Annotated in this window: 19 protein-coding genes; 11 read left to right on the forward strand and 8 right to left on the reverse strand. The window is 63.0% G+C overall.

The window, feature by feature from the left end:
* The first annotated feature begins 4 nt into the window (after positions 1–4).
* Positions 5–1,342 (forward strand): MFS transporter, encoded by a 1,338-nt coding sequence (locus ACO056_RS02735; RefSeq protein ID WP_421851462.1) that lies wholly within the window; start codon positions 5–7, stop codon positions 1,340–1,342.
* A 12-nt stretch (positions 1,343–1,354) separates the two neighbouring features.
* On the opposite strand, the gene ACO056_RS02740 is transcribed toward ACO056_RS02735, so the two are convergent.
* The 7 genes from ACO056_RS02740 to ACO056_RS02770 form a co-directional block, all read right to left on the reverse strand.
* On the reverse strand, positions 1,355–2,275 hold the full coding sequence (locus ACO056_RS02740) for a CDP-alcohol phosphatidyltransferase family protein (RefSeq protein WP_421851465.1): 921 nt from the start codon (positions 2,273–2,275) through the stop codon (positions 1,355–1,357).
* Between the two features lie 15 nt (positions 2,276–2,290).
* The gene (gene nadA, locus ACO056_RS02745) at positions 2,291–3,280 is read right to left on the reverse strand and encodes a quinolinate synthase NadA (protein WP_421851468.1); all 990 of its coding nucleotides are present in this window, start codon (positions 3,278–3,280) and stop codon (positions 2,291–2,293) included.
* A gap of 56 nt (positions 3,281–3,336) precedes the next feature.
* A complete protein-coding gene (locus ACO056_RS02750) occupies positions 3,337–4,164 on the reverse strand; it encodes an adenylate cyclase (RefSeq protein ID WP_421851471.1) in 828 nt (275 codons plus the stop codon).
* On the reverse strand, positions 4,142–4,813 hold the full coding sequence (locus ACO056_RS02755) for a DUF4230 domain-containing protein (protein WP_421851475.1): 672 nt from the start codon (positions 4,811–4,813) through the stop codon (positions 4,142–4,144). The genes ACO056_RS02750 and ACO056_RS02755 overlap by 23 nt, the downstream gene beginning before the upstream one ends.
* Entirely contained in the window at positions 4,795–5,754 is a 960-nt protein-coding gene (locus ACO056_RS02760) for an MBL fold metallo-hydrolase (protein ID WP_421851478.1), read from the reverse strand. Before ACO056_RS02760 ends, ACO056_RS02755 begins: the two co-directional genes overlap by 19 nt.
* Positions 5,755–5,820: 66 nt before the next feature.
* Positions 5,821–6,315, reverse strand: coding sequence for a DUF1465 family protein (locus ACO056_RS02765; protein ID WP_421851481.1), 495 nt, complete (start codon positions 6,313–6,315; stop codon positions 5,821–5,823).
* A gap of 138 nt (positions 6,316–6,453) precedes the next feature.
* Positions 6,454–6,651 carry a YdcH family protein gene (locus ACO056_RS02770; RefSeq protein ID WP_054122704.1) on the reverse strand — a complete coding sequence of 66 codons (198 nt, stop codon included), beginning with the start codon at positions 6,649–6,651 and terminating at the stop codon, positions 6,454–6,456.
* A gap of 298 nt (positions 6,652–6,949) precedes the next feature.
* Here ACO056_RS02770 and ACO056_RS02775 point away from each other — a divergent pair, with 298 nt between their 5' ends.
* From ACO056_RS02775 to ACO056_RS02805, 7 genes are all read left to right on the forward strand, one after another.
* The gene (locus tag ACO056_RS02775; RefSeq protein WP_421851484.1) at positions 6,950–7,117 is read left to right on the forward strand and encodes a DUF465 domain-containing protein; all 168 of its coding nucleotides are present in this window, start codon (positions 6,950–6,952) and stop codon (positions 7,115–7,117) included.
* A gap of 173 nt (positions 7,118–7,290) precedes the next feature.
* The gene (ptsP, locus tag ACO056_RS02780) at positions 7,291–9,564 is read left to right on the forward strand and encodes a phosphoenolpyruvate--protein phosphotransferase (protein ID WP_421851487.1); all 2,274 of its coding nucleotides are present in this window, start codon (positions 7,291–7,293) and stop codon (positions 9,562–9,564) included.
* Between the two features lie 119 nt (positions 9,565–9,683).
* The gene (locus ACO056_RS02785; RefSeq protein WP_421851490.1) at positions 9,684–10,646 is read left to right on the forward strand and encodes a helix-turn-helix domain-containing protein; all 963 of its coding nucleotides are present in this window, start codon (positions 9,684–9,686) and stop codon (positions 10,644–10,646) included.
* Positions 10,647–10,742: 96 nt separating this feature from the next.
* Positions 10,743–11,732 (forward strand): tetratricopeptide repeat protein, encoded by a 990-nt coding sequence (locus tag ACO056_RS02790; RefSeq protein WP_421851492.1) that lies wholly within the window; start codon positions 10,743–10,745, stop codon positions 11,730–11,732.
* Positions 11,733–11,772: 40 nt separating this feature from the next.
* Complete coding sequence (gene tilS, locus ACO056_RS02795; protein ID WP_421855264.1) at positions 11,773–12,702, forward strand: tRNA lysidine(34) synthetase TilS; 930 nt, start codon at positions 11,773–11,775, stop codon at positions 12,700–12,702.
* A 93-nt stretch (positions 12,703–12,795) separates the two neighbouring features.
* Positions 12,796–14,736, forward strand: coding sequence for an ATP-dependent zinc metalloprotease FtsH (gene ftsH / locus ACO056_RS02800; protein ID WP_421851495.1), 1,941 nt, complete (start codon positions 12,796–12,798; stop codon positions 14,734–14,736).
* Between the two features lie 19 nt (positions 14,737–14,755).
* Complete coding sequence (locus ACO056_RS02805; RefSeq protein ID WP_421851499.1) at positions 14,756–15,736, forward strand: quinone oxidoreductase family protein; 981 nt, start codon at positions 14,756–14,758, stop codon at positions 15,734–15,736.
* A gap of 13 nt (positions 15,737–15,749) precedes the next feature.
* On the opposite strand, the gene ACO056_RS02810 is transcribed toward ACO056_RS02805, so the two are convergent.
* On the reverse strand, positions 15,750–16,781 hold the full coding sequence (locus ACO056_RS02810) for a DUF3667 domain-containing protein (protein ID WP_421851502.1): 1,032 nt from the start codon (positions 16,779–16,781) through the stop codon (positions 15,750–15,752).
* A 283-nt stretch (positions 16,782–17,064) separates the two neighbouring features.
* Here ACO056_RS02810 and ACO056_RS02815 point away from each other — a divergent pair, with 283 nt between their 5' ends.
* From ACO056_RS02815 to ACO056_RS02825, 3 genes are read left to right on the forward strand one after another with little or no spacing between them, the layout of a single operon-like run.
* Positions 17,065–18,606, forward strand: coding sequence for a M23 family metallopeptidase (locus ACO056_RS02815; protein ID WP_421851505.1), 1,542 nt, complete (start codon positions 17,065–17,067; stop codon positions 18,604–18,606).
* 53 nt (positions 18,607–18,659) lie between these two features.
* Positions 18,660–19,655, forward strand: a complete 996-nt coding sequence (hemB, locus tag ACO056_RS02820; RefSeq protein ID WP_421851508.1) for a porphobilinogen synthase — start codon at positions 18,660–18,662, stop codon at positions 19,653–19,655.
* A gap of 7 nt (positions 19,656–19,662) precedes the next feature.
* Positions 19,663–20,196 carry a GNAT family N-acetyltransferase gene (locus tag ACO056_RS02825; RefSeq protein WP_421851512.1) on the forward strand — a complete coding sequence of 178 codons (534 nt, stop codon included), beginning with the start codon at positions 19,663–19,665 and terminating at the stop codon, positions 20,194–20,196.
* The last annotated feature ends 6 nt before the right edge of the window (positions 20,197–20,202 follow it).

The raw sequence follows: 20,202 nt of genomic DNA on the forward strand, positions 1-20,202 counted from the left end.
GCCGATGGACGAGGCTGACGTCCAGCTGCCGCGGAGCCGCATGGCACTGCTGTTCATGGTCATGCTGGTTACTGCGGCGGGCAATACCGCAATGCAGTCGGTCATGCCATCGATCGGTACGCACCTTCGGATCGCCGATGTCTGGGTGAGCCTGGCCTACAGCTGGTCTGCCCTGCTGTGGATGCTGCTCGCGCCGTTCTGGGCGCGGCGCTCCGATCGGCGTGGGCGCAAGGCGATGATGGCCTTGGGCCTTGTCGGCTTCGCCATTTCATTCGCCTTGTGCGGGGCGGCCCTTTATGCCGGATTGAGAGGGGCCGTCAGCGGGTTGACCGCAATTCTCTTCTTCGCAGCGGCGCGCTCGCTTTACGGCGGCTTCGGCTCGGCGGCCCCGCCCGCGGTGCAGGCCTATGTCGCCAGCCGGACCAGCCGGACGGAGCGCACGCAGGCGTTGTCGATGGTGTCCTCCAGCTTCGGTTTGGGCACCGTACTGGGTCCAGCGCTCGCACCGCTGCTGATCCTGCCCGGCCTTGGATTGATTGGTCCGTTTGCTGGCTTTACGCTGGCAGCTGTCATCGTTCTCGTCCTGCTGCGGCTCCGGCTTCCCGACGATGATCCGCGCTTTGCCGGTCGCGGCGAGATCCTCGGGGAGCCCATGAGCGCTTCCTCAAGCCCGCGTATGGGGAAGCCGGACGATAGCGCCAGCGACCACCTCCAAGGCGAAATCGAGTCCGATGGGCATTCGGCCAACTCAAATGCGGGCAGGTTGCACTGGCGCGATCCGCGTTTGCGGGCATGGCTCGCGGCCGGGACGCTGGGCGGGCAGGCCCAGTCGATCCTGCTCGGCGTCGTAGGCTTCCTGCTCCTCGACCGGCTGGGCCTGCGTCATCAGCCCGACGCGGCGGCCGGGCCGATCGGTCTGGTCCTGATGTGCGGCGCGGTCGCTACGCTGCTGGCGCAGTGGGGCCTGATCCCGATGATGAAGCTTGGGCCGCGCACTTCGACGCTGTGGGGCATGAGCCTCGTGGCCGTTGGCACACTTGGCATGGCCGCCGGCCGAGATCTCCATGCCATCGCGACCGGCTTTGCCATTTGCTCGCTGGGATTTGGCTTGTTTCGCCCAGGATTTACGTCTGGCGCGAGCCTTGCCGTAACTCCGGCCGAGCAGGGGCAGTCAGCCGGGATTGTCGCGGCTGTCAACGGCTCGGCCTATATCATTTCTCCGGCGATCGGCGTCTGGCTTTACAACCATTCAAACTGGCTGGCGTGGGGCGTGGTCGAGCTGTTGGCCCTGACTGTCATCCTTATCTGCACATTCGGCATGCGCCGCGATATCGCTGCCTGACGGGAGAGGGCTTTAAGGCAGCTCAAGGCGGGATACGACGCGGCCAGCCGCGGCATCGTGAAGCCGCACCGACAGCATGAGCAGTAGATTGAGGGCCACCGACAGGTAGAGGAAGTACCAGAGCGGACTGCCGGCGATCATCGAAATGCCCAGCAGGATCGCGCGCGGATTGGGCCCGAGATACCGGAGCATGCCCAGCAGAGGCCGCTGTTCGCGCTGAACTTCGGCTCTGATCCGGGCCAGAAGTGCCGGGTCATTGGCCATCGCCTTGATCACGGCGGCATCAATCCGCAGGGCGTTCGGGCTCATCCCTGCAGCAAGACGCAGGTACCCGGCCACGAAGGCGCGCAGCAGCCAGCCGACACCCCGCTTGTCGCTGAACAGGACCTGCTCGTTGCCGCTCGAATTGTGCAGCCATGGCGTGCCATAGGTCCAGTGCTGGTAGAAGCGGCGCTGCACTTCGACATGATTGGCCTGCACGATATGACTGGCGCCCGCGGCCAGCGTCCAGAACCAGGCCCACCCCGAGCCGAACGTGCGGGTCAGGACCAGCGCAAGCAGCACATAGAGGATGATGTGGCTCGCATAGTCGCAGATTCCATCCACCAATTCACCCAGCGGGCTGGTGCGACCGGTGATGCGGGCGAGATCTCCGTCTGCGCCATCAACCACATGCCATGACATGTGGAGGAGCATGCCGAGCAAGGCCCAGAGCGGTCCGGTCGTGCTCCAGTAGACCGCACCTGCGGCCACAACCATCAGTCCGCCGAAAACGGAGACCATGTTGGGAGTGATCGGCGTTGATGCGAGGAGGCGGGCAAGCTGCCAGGCGAGCGGGTGATAAAGGTAGTGGTTGAGCGCGTCCTGCATCTCCCGCGCCCGCACCGGTCGTTTGCCCGGCGCTGAACGGGCTGTCGATGTGGAAGTGCTCATGCCGCCCCTGTTGCCTTATTTGCGCGCGCCGAGATCACCATGGCCGATTGTCCCGCTGGCCATGGCGAGCATGGCATCGAGGCTCTTCTTGGCATCAAGCCGCAAGGTCTCATCGATTTCCACCCGCGGGGTCAGATCGCGCAGCGCAACGTAGAGCTTCTCGAGCGTGTTGAGCGCCATGTAGGGACAGATGTTGCAGTTGCAGTTTCCGTCCGCCCCCGGAGCGCCGATGAACGTCTTTTCCGGCAGTGCGAGCTGCATCTGGTGAATGATGTGCGGCTCGGTTGCGACGATCAGCGTGTCGCCGGGAAACGTGCGCGCAAACTGCAGGATACCGCTGGTCGATCCGACATAGTCCGCATGGTCGACGATCGTCGGCGGGCATTCCGGATGGGCCGCAACGGGTGCGCCAGGATGCTGGGCCATCAGCTTCAGCAGTTCGGTTTCGGAAAAAGCCTCGTGCACGATGCACACGCCTGGCCAGAGCAGCATTTCGCGCCCGAACTTGCGATTGAGATAGCCGCCCAGATGCCGGTCGGGGCCGAAGATGATCTTCTGCTCTGGCGGGATCTGCGCGAGAATCGTCTCCGCGCTCGACGACGTCACAATGACGTCGCTGAGTGCTTTCACCTCTGTCGAGCAGTTGATGTAGGTGAGTGCGATGTGATCCGGGTGTGCCTCGCGAAATGCGCGGAACTTCTCGGGCGGGCATGAATCCTCAAGGCTGCAGCCGGCATCCATGTCGGGCAGGACCACGATCTTCTCGGGACTGAGGATCTTGGCAGTTTCCGCCATGAACTTCACACCGCAGAAGGCGATGACGTCTGCGCCAGTCGCCGCAGCCTTGCGCGAAAGTTCGAGTGAATCGCCGACGAAATCGGCAAGATCCTGAATCTCTGGCTTCTGGTAATAGTGCGCCAGGATCACCGCATTGCGGTCCTTGCGCAGCCGGTCGATCTCGGCTCGCAGATCGAGACCGGAAAGATTGGCGGGCTGGGCTGTCATACCTCGAAATCCCCTGGTCGCTGGAGGGCCGGTGCCCTCATTCCATGAGCCGGCACTTAGGCACCGCCGGAGCTACGGGCAATAGACTCTACGTATGATGCCATTATCGGCATCCCGGCCAGCACCTGGATGAGTGCATGCACTGCGACGACGAGGCCCATGCCGACCAGCGTGGCAGGATGGACGCGGCCAAGCACTTTCAGATCGTGGCGAGCCATGATGCCGAGGAAGCCTACTTGTAGCGCTGCCTCGATCCATCCCCCGGCGATCTGACCCAGCAAAGGCATGGGCAGGAGCCGCCCGAGAGCGGGTTCCATCAGGACCACGGTTGCAGCGATCATAAGGCGCCGATGCCACTGGGTTTGCCTGCGCAAGGCTATGGCGGACATGACGGTGAGCGCGAAGACGGCCACCTCGACATGCGTGAGGGCCAGAAAATAGGAATCGGTAAAGAACGGCGGAACCCGGTGCGTCGCCAGCGCCATCCGGCCTGCGAATGTGCCAAGGGCCACGATGGCGAGAACGAGAGCGAGACTAGCCCAGCCAAGCCGGCGATGCAGCGCGAGATTCCCGCTTCCTGCAAGGCTGTTTTGCGCAGCGATCGTGCCCAGCCAGCCGAGCATGGCAACGCCGTGGGCGTGAATATAGAGCGGAGTCCGAACCGGATTGACGAAGCCGCGCAGCGCCCACTGCAGAAAACCGAATACGATGAGGCCGGCAAGCACTTGGGCCAGGCGCGTGAAAAACCGTTGGTCCGAAAGATAGGAATCGTTCGAATGCAGTGCTGCGAAGTCCATTGCCCCACTCCGATGGTTCGCCCGCATCATGTTGCCTGGGCGAAACAGTTCCCGAACGGGCAAGCTATTGCCTTGCCGTTTCTCCATCAATCGAAACTGATAGTTTGACGTCGCCGAACCCGGCAACCTGCAAGGGGATAGCAAGGTTCTGGCGGATGGCGTCCTTCGCCGCAGATCGCGCGAGATCCATCAGCACCGGGTTGGCCGCCTGTTCCACAGCCAGCCTTTCGGCCAGCTTGGTATTGTCGCGCGTCAGCTTGTCCTGCGCGGCCCGTGTAATCCACACGCCTTCGCGCAGATATTGCGCGCGCGCTTCGTCAAGGTTCGGGCGAGTAACCTCGAGCGCGGGCAGGCGCACTGCTAACGTCCTGCTTGCCAGGTCCCACCGCATGCGGTCCCGGCCGACTTTTCCGAGATCAATTGCATAGTCGACCCTTGCCGGGATGACCGCGACCTGACGAGATGTGACGAGGCCAAACAATCGGCTGTCATCACTCGCGACGACCGGTGCCAGTTCGGCGCTGAACACTGTGAGGCGATCCTGTTTGTCGAACGCGACCAGGCTCGTGGCAAGCGGATCGCCTATCGGCGCCGGCCGCCACATCTGCCATGCCAGCCAGGCAGCGACCGCCGCAGCGCACAGGAACAGCAGCCACGGCAGGATTGCCGGCCGCCGGGATACCGGATTTGCCGGACCTGGTGGCGGGGCCTTGGTGGTCAGGCGATCAAGGTCCATTGGAGCTCCGGCGCCTCTGGTCCGCGCGCGATGCGGCCCTGCGTCTCGAGGTCGATGAGATGTGCAAGCACCGAGCGCCCAGCCGCACCATTGAGGCGTGGATCAAGGCCCTTGTACATCTGGGTGACCATCTCGGGGATCGTGAACGAGGCCTCGCCCAAAAGGCGCAGGATCTGCGCTTCACGCTGACGCCGATGGCCGATCATACCCCGCACAAGCTGTTGCGGCTTGGTGACGGCCGGGCCATGCGCGGGGTAATAGACCCGATCCTCGCGCGTCTGGAGTTTCTGCAGCGAGAGCATGTAGGCGCTCATTTCGCCGTCTGGTGGTGACACGACGGTGGTTGACCAGCCCATCACGTGATCACCCGTGAACAGCGCGCCCGTTTCAAGCAGCGCATAGCACAAGTGATTGCTGGTATGGCCCGGGGTGGCAACCGCTTCGAGCGTCCAGCCATCGCCGGATAACCGCTCCCCTTCCGCCAGAACCCGATCGGGCTTGTAGAGTGGATCGAACTCCGCATCAGCCCTGACGCCGACACCGGCGCCGCTATCATCGATGGCGAGCGCTGCGCAGCCGATGATCGGGGCCCCGGTTGCGGCTTGCAGCGGCAGTGCGGCGGGGCTGTGATCTCGATGAGTATGCGTGCACATGATGGCCATCAGGCGCTGGCCCGCGATTGCCTTGAGGACGGCCTCGACATGCCCTTCGCCGTTGGTATCGGCATGGCCGGCCACGCCCGCACCAGTCGGACCCGGATCGATTACGGCAACATCCCGCCCGCTACCCACCAGATAGGTCTGCGTCCCGTTGAACGTGTAAGGCGAGGGATTTGGGGCCAGAACGCGTCGCACCTGGGGTTCGAGCAGAACCGCATGACCGGTGTTCCATTCGGACCGATCGGGGATGGAGACGCCCGGCGCAGGATTGGTTGAAGCCATGAAGATGATATGGGGATTTTCGGGCAACGGCGCAACGCTGCGTCGCTTGATCCGGTTTGCTGAAAATCAGGACGCGGCCGGCCCTCCTGCTGCCAGTCTGTGGCGCAAGCGCTCGATGGCGCTGCCAGGCGCTTCCGTATCGCCTCGCCATGCACGCTCAAGGCGCTGGATGCGGGCATAGAGCCGCTCACTGGCTTGAACGCAGCGCTGGCCGTCCGGGGGGAGGTTCATCACCTGGACGGGATCGCTCAGCGGGAAATTGCCAATCAGCCGACCATGCCTGCGCAGCTGCAACTCGCTGAGTTCTCCGGCAAAATAGGCACGGTGGTTCAGCAGCCAGGCCAGGCAATGCATGATTCTTGTCGTTGTGCGCAGGGCTTCACAGCTTACTTGCACATGCGCCAGATCTGCATCGGGATCGTCGTTCGCTCCGACCAGCGCTCGTTTGTCCTGGCCTTGGCGCAGCCGATCAAATACCGCGCGAACTTCCTCGGCGAGCACGAGTGCCTCGCTGTAAAGCGCCTCGATTATGCGCGGATTGAGGTTGGGCATGAGAGCCATGGCATGCGCTTAAGCCCATCCCGGCCCCCCCTTCAACACGTGCCCTGTGGCGCGTTCACCACGTTTTGAAACTGTGCCGGAACGATACGCCTAACCTGGTTGTGGCTTTGTCGTTCAGCGGGAGTCAAGAAACTGTAATCAGGCAATAATGTCGGGAATCAGATAGTCTTCGAGCAAGGCGATCTGGTCCTTCAGCCGCAACTTCCGCTTTTTGAGCCGCGCGACTTGCAATTGATCGTGCGCGCCGGTTCCGGACAGGGCATCGATGGCTGCGTCGAGATCGCGATGCTCGATCCGCAGCATTTCAAGCCGCTTGCGCATTTCGTCTTCGGTCAACCGCACCACTCCCAGATATCACCCTGCACAGCCAGGCTGCGTTCCACCATCAGGCGAAATTGCAGGCCGCCATGCGTTAACAGATCCCTGCAACCGGATACGCACAAACGCGCGTGTTGGACATCCCGACGCAGATAGACTTGCAAGATACGGCGATTGTGGGAGCATGACAACGCGCCCGCTCGGACGAGTCGAGGCTGACCCGTCCATGCCGGCGCGAAATTTCGGCCCCACATGCTTCGGTAGCGATCCTGCTGCCGGAGTGGGTCGAAGCTGGTGTCCTTGAGGAGGTTGCCGCATGGAACTGTCGCATATCAGCGCTCTTGAATCCAAACATGCTGGTCTTGAACGGCGGATTGCCGATGAACAGGGCCGCCCGTCGCCCAACGACGCGTTACTCAAGGAACTGAAGCTCCGAAAGCTGCGAATCAAGGAAGAGCTTGCGCAGGTTCAACAGGTTCACTGACCTCACTTAGCCTGTGGATTGCGGCGGGTTGGCCGGGCACGCCGACCGACCCGCCGCAACCGAAGTTTCGGAGGAACATTTCAGAGGGTCTTCCCCTCAGGCCGGATACGAATTCATGAACGTCTAAGGCGGCGCAGTTTGCAAACCGCCCTGTCTGCGCTAGGCCTTCACCCATGATCACCGCTGCTGCCGCTGCCCGCGCGATCCTGACATCGCTTCACGATGTCATGGCATCGCGCGCCGGTGCCCAAGCGAAGCTCAACCAGATCGTCGACATCATTGGCGACAAGCTCAACAGCGAGGTCTGCTCGATCTATCTGTTGCGCGAAGGTATGCTTGAGTTGTTCGCAACGCGCGGTCTGAATCAGGCGGCCGTCCATGTAACGCGGATGGCGGTAGGCGAAGGCCTGGTCGGCACCATCGCCGCGAACATCGAAACGCTCAATCTTGCCGAGGCGGCGGCTCATCCTGACTTCGCGTTCTTCCCTGAAACCGGTGAGGAACGTTTCCACTCGTTTGCCGGCGTACCGATCGTTCGCCGTGCGCGTGCCGTAGGCGTCCTCGGCGTGCAGCATGTCGAACCGCGGCGATACGAAGAAGTGGAGATCGAGGCGCTCCAGACCGTGGCAATGGTGCTGTCCGAGCTTATCGCCAACGCAGACCTGATCGACGAGGAAGATGTTCTGGGCGCGGACGCGCACCTGACCGGTCACGAGCGGATCACTGGCCTCACATTGGTGAAGGGTCTCGCCAGCGGAATTGCGGTGTTCCACCAGCCCCGCGTGACCATCGAACAGGTCGTCGCGGAAGACACCGAGGCGGAGCGCCAGCGCGTCTATCTCGCCTTCGACAAGATGCGCGAGCAGATCGACCGGATGGCGAGCCAGGCCGAGTTCGGCATGGGCGGAGAGCATGAGGAGGTCCTCGAGACCTATCGCATGTTTGCCTATGACGAGGGCTGGAGCCGGCGGATCAACGAAGCGATCGATTCGGGTCTCACCGCAGAGGCGGCAATCGAGCGAGTGCAACAGCGTACCCGCATGCGCATGCGCCAGATCGACGACCCGTTGCTGGCGGATCGCATGCACGATCTGGAGGATCTGTCCAATCGCCTGCTGCGCATCGTTTCCGGCCAGCTTGGGACGGCGGCCAGTCTCGGGCTCAAGGGCGATGCGATCCTGATCGCGCGGAACCTCGGCCCGGCCGAGCTGCTGGAATACGATCGGCGGCGCCTCAAGGGTGTGATCCTGGAGGAAGGATCGCTGACGGCCCACGTGGTCATCGTCGCGCGGGCCATGGGCATCCCGGTCGTCGGGCGCATTCGGGCGCTCCGCGCAAAGGTTCGTGAGGGCGATCACCTCCTGCTCGACGGCGACCAGGGCGTCGTCGATGTTCGGCCTGCGCCTACCCTCATCGAGGCATTTGAGGCGCGCTTTGCGCGAAATCGCGAACGGCAGGCGTTGTATGCGGCCATGCGCGATATCGAACCGGTTTCGGCAGATGGCCAGCGCGTTCGGGTCATGATCAACGCCGGCCTGCGTGATGATATGCCGATGCTCAACCTGACCGGGGCGGATGGCATCGGTCTGTTCCGGACCGAGTTCCAGTTCCTGGTTTCGGCAACTCTCCCCGCGCGTGAGCGCCAGACTCGACTTTACCGCGATGTGCTAGATGCGGCGGGCGATCGGCCGGTCGTGTTCCGCACTGTCGACATCGGCGGTGACAAGGTTCTTCCCTACTTGCGCCACAACGATGGCGAGACCGAAGAGAACCCGGCCATGGGATGGCGCGCGCTGCGTGTGGCCCTAGAGCGGGAGGGCCTGCTCAAAGTGCAGGCACGCGCGCTACTGGAAGCCGCTGGCGGACGCACCCTCAATGTGATGTTCCCGATGGTCACCGAGCCGTGGGAGTTCGATGCGGCACGTGCCGTGTTCGAGAGCCAGCTTACGTTCCTCAAGCAGCAGAAGAAGCTGCTGCCCGATGCGATACGTTATGGCGCGATGCTAGAGGTGCCGGCGCTGGCGGAATGCCTCGATGTGCTGGCGCCGAGGCTGTCATTCCTCTCGATCGGAACGAATGACCTCACCCAGTTTCTTTTTGCAGCCGATCGCGCCAATCCGAAACTTGCAGAACGGTATGACTGGCTTTCTCCCGCGATTTTGCGGTTTCTGCGCCGCGTCGTGCTGACCGTGGCTCCATCGGGCACCGATGTTACCGTGTGCGGCGAGATGGGCGGCCGCCGGCTCGAGGCACTTGCCCTGCTCGGGATCGGCATAACCCGGCTTTCGATTACGCCGGCTGCTGTCGGGCCGATCAAGGAGCTTGTCCGAAAGGTCGAGCTACCTGCCATCCAGGCGGCAATGGAAGGCTGGCTCGCCAGTCCGCCCGCCAATCTGCGCGCTGAAATCGCTGCGTGGGCTACCGCGCGTGGAATTGACTACGATTGAACTCATCGCATCAACGCGTCACATCATGCCGTTACAGACTCAAAATTATTGACTTTTCGGCTGTGGGCATGCTGCCTCCGCACGGGCTCGCATCCAGATAGAGAATACCCGGAACAACAATGAACGACGGGAGCTACGCCGTGGCCAAGGACGGCGATCGCAACAGGGTCTCGATTGACCACTCGCATGAACCGGCTGGCTCCGGAGCGGAATTGACTTCGCCGGGCTCACACATGGGTGACAATGCGCAAGCCGGCGTTTCCGCTCGACTCGTTGCTGCCCGTGAGGCGCTTGGACTGAGTACCGCTGACATCGCGCTTCGCACGCGTGTTACGCTTCGCCATATCGAGGCGCTTGAGGCAGGCAACTACAGCGCGATGCCAGGTCGGCCCTATGCGATCGGTTTTGCCAAGGCCTATGCGCGTGTCGTTGGGCTTGGCGATGCCGAGATTGCCGATGCAGTCCGGCTGGAACTGCAGGGCAGCATTCCCCGCGTCGAGCCGAAAACGCTCAACCAGTTCGAGGTTGGCGATCCTGCCAAGACACCTTCCCGACTCGTGGGCTGGCTCGCGCTTTTGCTCGTAGGCGGCATTCTCGCGATGGGCGGGATTTTCTGGCGCAGCTATTATGCGCCGGCGGTGTCGTTGCCGTCGCTCGTCAGCGCGCCCGAGCAACCGGCGCCGGATCCGGTACGGAATGCGGTCCCGGTACCGCAGGCAGCCGGTGCCCAGCCGTCGGCGAATGGCCCGGTGGTCTTCACGGCGCTGGAACAGGGCATTTGGGTCAAGTTCTACGATGGGCAGGGCAAGCAGTTGATGCAAAAGCAGCTTGCCAAGGGCGAAAGTTACACCATTCCCGGCGATGCAGTGGAGCCCAAGCTGTGGACCGGCCGGCCTGACGCCCTTGCGATCACGGTCGCGGGCCAGCAGATACCGCGCCTTGCCGAGGCCGAGAGAGTGATGAAGGACGTGCCGGTCGATGGGATCAGCCTGCGCGCCCGCCCGGCAGCGCCAGCATCGGGAGCAGTAGCGAGCGGTGCGCCACTTCGCAGCGATGCCCCGAAAAATAGCGGCGAACTGTGAGAAACCCATCGATCGGGCAACCAATTCTCGTCCAGATGCTTGCGTGCGCACCGCAAGGCGGCGCATGGAAGACGCGATGATCCGACGGGAGTGACAATGAAGATCATGTTTGGCTCTGGCCGCAAAAGTTCGGCGATGGCCCTGGCTCTCGTTGCCCTCGCGGCAACGCTTGGGCCATTCGGATACCAGCCCTCTGCCCATGCGCAATCCGCACCGGAAAGCACCGATGTTCGCTTGAAGCGGATCGAGGCCGAGCTCCGGGCGGTGCAACGCAAGGTCTTTCCGGACGGTGCGGGCAAGACGTTCGGGCCAGAGATTACCCCGCCCACGGGGGGTGCCACTCCGCCTGCCCCAACACCGACTGCCGTGACCGACCTGCTGACGCGCATGGACGCTGTGGAAGCGCAGTTGCAGCGGCTGACCGCAGCGACCGAGGAAAACCAGAATCACCTTGCCAAGGTTGATGCTCGACTTGCTGCGCTTGAAACGGCCGGGTCTGCGGCGGTGACGGCAACAACTGCTACCCCGCAGCCCTCGTCAGTTCCGGCAGCTGCAGCGCAAACGCCAGCAGCAGAACCATCGGCGCCAGCGAAACCCGCCCCGAAACCTGTGACTGCCAAGCTTGAGGCTGTGAAGCCCGAGGCGTCACCCGATCGCGTGGCGGCCGTCATGGCGATCGAGAAGCCCTCGACCGATGACAAGGGCGAGGATGAATACACTTACGGCTACCGTTTGTGGGAAGCCAAGTTCTTCCCCGAGGCGCAACAGCAACTGCTGCGCGTGGTGCAGCAGTATCCGCGCCATGCTCGCATCAGCTATGCCCGAAATCTGCTCGGGCGGGCCTATCTGGACGATGGAAAGCCCGGGACTGCTGCGCAGTATTTCCTCCAGAACTATCAGTCCGATCGCAAGGGTGATCGGGCGGCGGACAGCTTGCTCTATCTTGGGGTCGCGATGAGCCGGCTCAAGGAGGAGAAGCGCGCGTGTGTTGCGTTCGCGGAGTTCCGCCAGACTTATCCGTCGGAACTGGCCGGGCGGCTCAAGTCGCAATACGAGGCGGCGACCAAGCCGGTAGTCTGCAATTGATACCGCGCAAGAAACCCGCTTCTCTGCGGATTGGAACGCGATTTGGCCCGGGAAGGAGCCGGTAGGCCTTGCTGTATCGGGCGGGCCGGATAGCCTTGGCCTGCTGCTGCTTGCGCAAGCCGCACTTCCGGGCTCTTTCATGGCCGCAACCGTAGACCATGGTCTCCGCTCGGAAAGCGCTGCCGAGGCACGATATGTCTCGAGGTTGTGCGAAGCGCGCGGCATTCAGCACGAAACGCTGACCATTGCGCTTTCCCCGGGGCCTGCCTTGCAGGAGCGCGCGCGGGAGGCCCGCTATGCCGTACTGGGCCAGTGGGCCATCCGGAATGGGCTGGGCGCCCTCGTAACGGCTCACCATGCCGATGATCAGGCCGAGACGCTGTTGATGCGACTGTCACGCGGAGCTGGCGTTCGCGGTCTTGCGGCCATGCGAGCCAGTTCTCCGCTGCCCGGAGAGCAGCAATGCCGTCTGCTTCGTCCGCTGCTCGGCTGGCGCCGAAGCGATCTGGCCAGGATTGTTGCCGGAGCCGGCATCGAACCCGTGCTTGATCCCTCGAACAGTGACGTCCGTTTCGAGCGAGCCAGATTGCGTGCGCAGCTGAGCCGCAACCAGGGTCTCGATCCGTTGGTCATCGCTGCCAGCGCGCGGCATCTTGCCGAAGCGGATGAAGCCATTGAATGGGCAGCCGCGCGCTGCTTTGCCACAGTCAGAGCAGAGGGGCGTATCCGGTATTGGGATCCGGATGATGTGCCAAGGTCTGTGGCGCTGAGGGTGCTTGAGCGCATTGTCGAAGACTTTGGGATCGGTAGGCCACGCGGAAACGCCCTCGCGCGTTGGCACGATCGCCTCCGCGATGGTGGGATTGCCACGCTGGCCGGGGTGCGAGGCGATGGCCGTAAATCCGAATGGCGGTTCGCACTTGCGCCAAAACCGCGCCAGTTAGCCGATCCGTCAACGGGAAGTCCCTAGGGGCAAGAAATTCGCACCTCGGGTTATATTGCCATTCCCCATGGGCGTCCTACATTGGATGGACAGAAATCATCCCGGATCGAAAGCCGCGCCATGAATGACGACCAGCCGCAGGGCAATCCCTGGATCAAGAGCCTCCTGATCTGGGGTGGCATCTTCCTTGCCCTCCTGCTTGTCGTGTCAATGTTCAACACGCGCACCGATCCGGCCGGTACGATGATTCCCTATTCCGATTTCCGTGCCAGTGTCGTTCAGGATAGCGTCCGCGAAGTGCAGGTCGGGCCAGACCGGATCAACGGCACGCTCAAGAACGATCAGCAATTCAGCACTGTCCCGGTCCCAGGCGATGTCGAACTGACCAAACTCCTTCAGGAGCATGGCGTCCGCTATGCGGGCAAGGCGCAGGAGGAGCCGAACCTTCTGCTCTATATTCTCGCGCAGTCATTGCCGTTCCTTCTCATCCTCGGTGTGGCGTTCTTCGCGCTTCGGCAGGTCCAGAAGGGTGGCGGTTCCGGTGCGATGGGCTTTGGCAAGTCCAAGGCCAAGCTTCTGACCGAACGTTCCGGCAAGGTCACTTTCGATGACGTAGCCGGCATCGACGAAGCGCGCGAGGAACTGCAGGAAATCGTCGAGTTCCTGCGCGATCCGAGCCGCTTCTCCAAGCTGGGCGGCCAGATTCCCAAGGGAGCACTACTGGTGGGCTCGCCGGGTACTGGCAAGACCTTGCTGGCGCGCGCGATTGCTGGCGAGGCCGGTGTTCCCTTCTTCACCATTTCCGGCTCGGACTTCGTAGAAATGTTCGTCGGCGTCGGCGCCAGCCGCGTGCGTGACATGTTCGATCAGGCGAAGAAAAACGCGCCCTGCATTGTCTTCATCGACGAAATCGATGCGGTCGGCCGCCACCGTGGCCATGGTCTTGGCAATTCGAACGATGAGCGCGAGCAAACCCTCAACCAGCTCCTTGTCGAGATGGACGGCTTTGAGGCGAACGAGGGCATCATCATCATTGCCGCAACCAACCGGCCGGATGTGCTCGATCCCGCGCTGCTTCGTCCCGGCCGCTTTGACCGTCAGGTGGTCGTTCCGATCCCGGATATCGATGGTCGCGAGAAGATCCTGAGCGTGCACATGAAGAAGGTGCCGCTTGCTCCTGACGTGCTGCCACGGGTGATTGCGCGCGGCACCCCGGGTTTTTCGGGGGCGGACCTTGCCAATCTCGTGAACGAGGCGGCGCTGCTGGCCGCCCGCCGCAACAAGCGGCTGGTCGCCATGCAGGAATTCGAGGACGCCAAGGACAAGGTCATGATGGGCGCGGAGCGCCGCTCGATGGTGATGACCGACGACGAGAAGAAGATGACCGCCTATCACGAGGCCGGGCATGCTATCGTCTCGATCAACGAGGCTGCGTCCGATCCGATCCACAAGGCCACCATCATCCCTCGTGGCCGTGCTCTCGGCATGGTTATGCGTCTGCCCGAGCGGGACAGCTATTCCTACCACCGCGACAAGATGCACGCGAACCTTTCGGTGAGCATGGGCGGTCGCGTCGCCGAAGAGCTGATCTTCGGGTACGACAAGGTCTCCTCCGGCGCCTCTTCCGACATTCAGTATGCCACCAGCCTGGCGCGCAGCATGGTCACCAAGTGGGGCATGTCCGACAAGTTGGGGCCGCTTCAGTACGAGGAAGCGCAGGAAGGCTATCTGGGCATGGGTGGCTCGCAGCGCACCATGATGTCCGACGAGACGAACAAGCTCATCGACAGCGAGATCCGCACACTGGTTGACGGCGCGCATGCCCGGGCGACCGATATCCTCAAGTCCAATGAGGATAAGCTTCATCTGCTTGCTCAGGCGCTGCTTGAGTACGAGACCCTGAGCGGCGAGGAAATCCGCGCGCTCATGGAAAACGGCAAGCTTGATCGTCCCGAGGCGCCAAGCGGTCCTGCACGCCCTGTGACCTCGCAGGGTGCCACGGTGCCTCGCGCCGGACGCCGTTTCACCGGATCGGGCGACCCCCAACCCGCCGGGGCGTAAGCTAGGACAGACCTTCTCTATGGGCACCGCCAGTGAGGCAATCGTCATCCGCGCTTATGGCGGGCCGGATGTAATGAAGCTTGAACCGATCAAGGTGCCTGCGCCGGCGACTGGCGAGCTGCTTGTTCGCCAGCATGCTGCGTCCGTCAATTTCCACGATATCTACGTTCGCTCGGGCTCATACCGCACCCTCGATCTCCCCGGCATCCCGGGCCTTGAGGCGGTAGGCACCGTGGAGGCGATTGGCGAGGGTGTGACGGACTTCGCGGTGGGCGATCGGATCGCCTACATCGCCCGGAACTACGGAGGATACGCCCGCCTGCGCATTATAAGCGCATCCCTTGCCGTACCAGTGCCTGAGGGAATCGATTCCGGTGTCGCGGCAGCATGGTTCCTTAAGGGGCTCACTGCGCAGGCGCTGGTTGACGAGGTCGAGCCGGTTCGGCCGGGCATGCCGGTTCTGGTTCAGGCGGCAGGGGGCGGTGTCGGCCAGCTCGTCGCCCGCATGGCTCGCATCAGGGGCGGGCGCGTGATCGGCACTGCGGGATCACCGGAGAAAGCGGCGATCGCGCAGGCGGCAGGCTGCCACGAGGTTATCCTCTATCGCGAGGAAGACGTCGCTGCGCGTGTCATGGCTTTCACACAGGGTGACGGTGTGGGCGCGGCCTACGATGCAGTGGGCGCGGATACCTTCGAGGGTTCTCTGGCATCGCTTTCCATCAAGGGCCACCTTGTCCACTACGGACAGGCGTCTGGCCCCATCCCGGCGTTCGACCTTTCTCGATTGGGCGCTAAGTCCGCGAAAGTCTCGCGGCCATTCCTGTGGCCCTATATCTCGACGCGCGACACGCTAGTGGCCGCATCAGGGAGACTGTTCGCCGCGATTGCGGCAGGTGAATTGCCGCTTACGCTCGGCGGACGTTTTGCGCTTGGCGAAGCGGCGGAAGCGCATGCGGCGCTAGAGGCGCGCGCAGCCGGCCCCTTTGTGCTCGATTGCTGAGCGTTTCGCGTATTCAGCCTGCGCCAGCTTCCGCGGCGATCGAGATCAGGTAGATCATCAGTGCCGTCATAGCGAAGACCAGCAACGCCCCGGTGCGCAAGAGAGCACCAGGACGCGAGACGCCGTAGGCACCGCGCAACTGCTTGTACATGTGGATTGGCGGTACCAGTGCCAGCAGACCGGCCAACGGCTGAGCTCCAACGGCTCCTGCGACCATGCTGGCCGCGAAGAGCAGCGTCATGAAGCTGAGCGAGTAGGTGACGAACACGGTGTGGTCATAGAGGTGGAAGCGCCGGCTGAACGGAAACAGCAGCCACAGGAACGGGACCGAAAGCGGGACAAGCGCCCAGCTGTATTTATAGGCGTGGCTCTGCATCTTGTAGAGCGCCAGCTTGGGATTGGCCTTGGTCTCGTCGATCACGTTGTCGAGAACCGAAAAGCCGGTTGAAGAAAGCTTCTCTCCACCCAGTCGGTGCATGGCGGCCAGGGCGCGTTCCTGCTGGGCGATTTGGGTTTCGAGGTCGTCCGTATCGCCCCCTTTCGCTTCCACCTCCGCAAGCTTGGCCCGCGAAGCTTTGAGCGACTTTTCAACCTCGTTCGCCCCTTTGGACAACCCGACATTGATCTGAACCTGCTCGTCCTTGCCCAGGTTCAGTTCGCCGCTGGTCTGCTGGATGACCGCAAACATGACAAACACACTGAACAGGAACAGGGCCAATGGCGATACATAGCTTGCGCGGCGACCATCGATGTACTCTCGCGTCAGCCGCCCCGGCCGGAAGATGAGCATCGGCAGCGTGCGCCAGATCTTGCCCTCGAAATGGAATACGCCGTGGAGCAGATCGTGGAAGAACGCGCCGAGCGTGCGATGCACGTGCGCTGTCTGCCCGCAATTGTGGCAGTGGCTGCCGATGAGGGGCGTACTGCAATTGAGACAAGCGCTTTCATGCGTATGTCCATCGCTGCCTTCACCAGCGTTGGGCTCGAACGCGCGCGCCGTCAGGCCCGCGCCGATGGCATCACCCAGTACTTGTGCTTCGCTCATGCCCCCGCAGCCCCGCCTCGCTGAATCCGACTGGTGCCATGTTAGCCAATCCTTCGGCCGGTGACCATGCCCGGAACCCGGTAAGCCCGGAGCGGATTGGAAATCCCTTCAGTCCGTTGGAGTTGTCCGCGTAAGCCAGTTTACGCTGAATTAACCTTGAAGGTGCAGGGCTGTGGCAGTGTCTGCACGATGCGAAACCAGACCGGGCGTGTCGGTTTCCGCGCTGAAAAGGGAAGCTGCCGGAGTGTTGGGCCCGCGTGAGGAATTGGGGCTGGCCGGGAACGTGACCTTTGGTCGCGCACGTCCCGGCGCGGCGCCTGCTCGCCGGACACCCATTCTGCCGCCGCTGGAAGCACCGCCACCGCCCCTCCCAACGTTTCGTGAGAGCGATCATCCGCTCGCCAAGTGGTGGACGCGGTTCTGTCGCCGCGTTGAGGCTTGGGCGGATCGGCGCACGCTTGCGCCGGATCTTGCCGAGAATGTCGGCAGTGCCGGATGGTTTCGCGGCCTCGCTCTGCTCGTCGGCCTCATCCTCATGGCAATCATGTTCTGGCCGCGTTTCGCGCCGCTCGAGGCAGCGCCGCTGGTTGCGCTGGATGAAGCGTCGCAGGTCGAATTCCGCGCGCAATCGCTGCGATCATTCTCCACCGGTTCTACGCAGGGGCGCCATTTCGCTGCGACCGACGCGGTAACACGGCTTGCTGCGGCCCCGGAACGGCCCGAGATACAGCTATCGGCAACGATTGGTGAGAACGACAGTCTCCCGCGCATGCTGCAACGCGCCGGCGTTGGTTCCGGGGATGCCGGGCAAGTCGCAGCCATGATCGCAGGTGCGGTCCCCTTGTCGGAGATTGCACCGGGCACCCGCTTTTCCATAACGCTTGGCGCGCGTAGCAATGCGTCTGACCCCCGACCGCTGATGGCCATCGGGTTTCGACCGCGTTTCGATCTGGCCCTGTCGATCAATCGGCAAGCTGGCGGCCTGACCCTCGCTCGCAAGGCTATTGCTATCGATGTGACCCCGCTGCGGGTTCAGGGACTCGTCGGCGCGAGCCTCTATCGTTCGGCGCGGGCTGCCGGTGCACCGCCAAGCGCGGTTCAGGACTATTTGCGGGCGATCGATCAGGTGCTGCCGTTCGAAGAGATTGCACCGACGGACACTTTTGACCTTGTCGTCTCCTACAAGCATGCTGCGGATGGCGAAGGCGCAGCCGGTGATCTGCTTTACGCCGGGGTCGTTCGTTCCGGTCAGCCGCGGGCGCAGTTGCTGCGTTGGGGGCCAGACGGCAGCTTTACCTCGCTGGCAGACCTGACCGGGGGCGGACAGACCAATGCAGGGTTCTTCGGCGCGCCGGTTGCCGGGCACATGACCTCGGGCTTTGGCATGCGGCGTCATCCGATCCTTGGCTACGTGCGCATGCATTCTGGTATCGATTACGCAGCATCGTGGGGATCACCGATCTACGCGGTGACCGACGGCCGCGTTGAATACGCCGGTTGGCACGGCGGGCATGGCAACTACGTACGCCTTGATCACGGCGGCGGCATTGCCACCGGCTACGGCCATATGAGCCGCATAGCTGTAGCACCGGGGATGGCCGTCCGACGGGGGCAGATCATCGGCTATGTCGGATCGACTGGCCTTTCGACGGGTGCGCACCTCCACTACGAGGTCTATCGTGGCGGGCAGGCAGTGGATCCCCTTTCGGTCCGGATGGTTCAGCGCCCGCAAGCCGTGGATCCGAAGCAGGTTGCCGCATTCAAGGCGCGTCTGCAGGCGCTTCTTTCCGTTCGGCCTGGTGCCATCGTAGGCACGCCGCGCTAGGCGGGCATGTCGGCCCGGTTGCCCAATAGGGCGGTAGCGCCTAGAACATGCACATGTCTGCCGGCTATCCCAACATCCGCCTCCGCCGCACACGCGCCACCGCGTGGAGCCGCGCCCTGCACCGCGAAGTGCTTGTCACCCCTGCCGATTTGATTTGGCCTCTGTTCGTGACAGAAGGTCGCGGCGTTGAAGACCCGATCGGATCCTTGCCCGGGGTATCGCGCTGGTCGGTAGATCTCGTGGCTGAGCGCGCGCGCGAAGCCGCCGCTGCAGGCATTCCCTGCATTGCGCTCTTTCCGAACACGCAGCCGGATCGCCGCAGCGAGGATGGCGCAGAAGCGCTGAATCCTGACAATCTCATGTGCCGCGCGATCAAGGCCATCAAGGATGCCTGCGGCGAATCGCTGGGCGTACTGACCGACGTCGCTCTGGACCCGTACACCAGCCACGGCCAGGACGGGCTGATTGACGACGAAGGCTATGTCCTCAATGATGCGACGGTCGACGTTCTTGTCGGGCAGAGCCTCAACCAGGCGGCAGCAGGCGCGGATATCATCGCTCCGTCTGACATGATGGACGGCCGGATCGGCGCCATCCGCGAGGCGTTGGAAGGGGGCGGCCACATCAACGTCCAGATCATGGCGTATGCCGCGAAATATGCCTCCGCTTTTTACGGCCCATTCCGCGATGCGGTCGGATCGCGCGGCCTGCTCAAGGGCAACAAAAAGACCTACCAGATGGATCCCGGCAATGCCGAGGAAGCCTTGCGCGAGGTTGAGCTCGACCTCGCCGAAGGCGCCGACAGTGTCATGGTCAAGCCCGGCCTGCCTTATCTCGACATCGCGCTGCGCGTGAAGGAGGCCTTCCAGGTACCCGTCTTTGCCTATCAGGTCAGCGGCGAGTACGCGATGATCGAAGCGGCGGCTGCGGTTGGGGCCGGAGATCGCGATGCGTTGGTGCTGGAAACCCTGCTGGCTTTCAAGCGTGCCGGCTGTTCGGGAGTCCTGACTTACCATGCGCTCCATGCGGCGCGGCTGATGGGCGCCTGATTCCTCCATGATCGAGACGGACCGGCTCATTTTGCGCCCTTGGCGCGACGATGACCGCGAGCCGTTCTGGGCCATGGCCTGCGATCCGCGCGTCATGGAATATCTGCCTCCGCTTACGCGCGCTGAAAGCGACGCGGCGGTTGACCGGATGATCGCGACCGAACGCGAACAGGGGCATGCATTCTGGGCGCTGGAGCGGAGGACGCGGGGCGACTTCATCGGTTTTTGCGGGATACTTCCCCCACGTCCGCCGATTTTCCAGTATGAGATCGGCTGGCGTCTGGCCTATCACGCCTGGGGGCAGGGCTTCGCGCGTGAGGCAGCCGGAGCGTCGCTTGAGTGGGCTTGGAAACACCTGCCCGTCCCGGCAATCATGGCAATCACCAATCTGGGCAATACTCGTAGTAGGGGACTTATGGAGCGGCTCGGAATGATCCGGTATCCCGCTGAGGACTTCAATCATCCCGAGCTTGCGGAAGGAGATCCGCTGCGTCCCCACATTCTCTATCGCATTCATCGGCCATCACCACTGGCCGTCTGAGGGGAG

The organism is Novosphingobium sp. (genome assembly GCF_965228995.1).
Lineage (GTDB): Bacteria > Pseudomonadota > Alphaproteobacteria > Sphingomonadales > Sphingomonadaceae > Novosphingobium.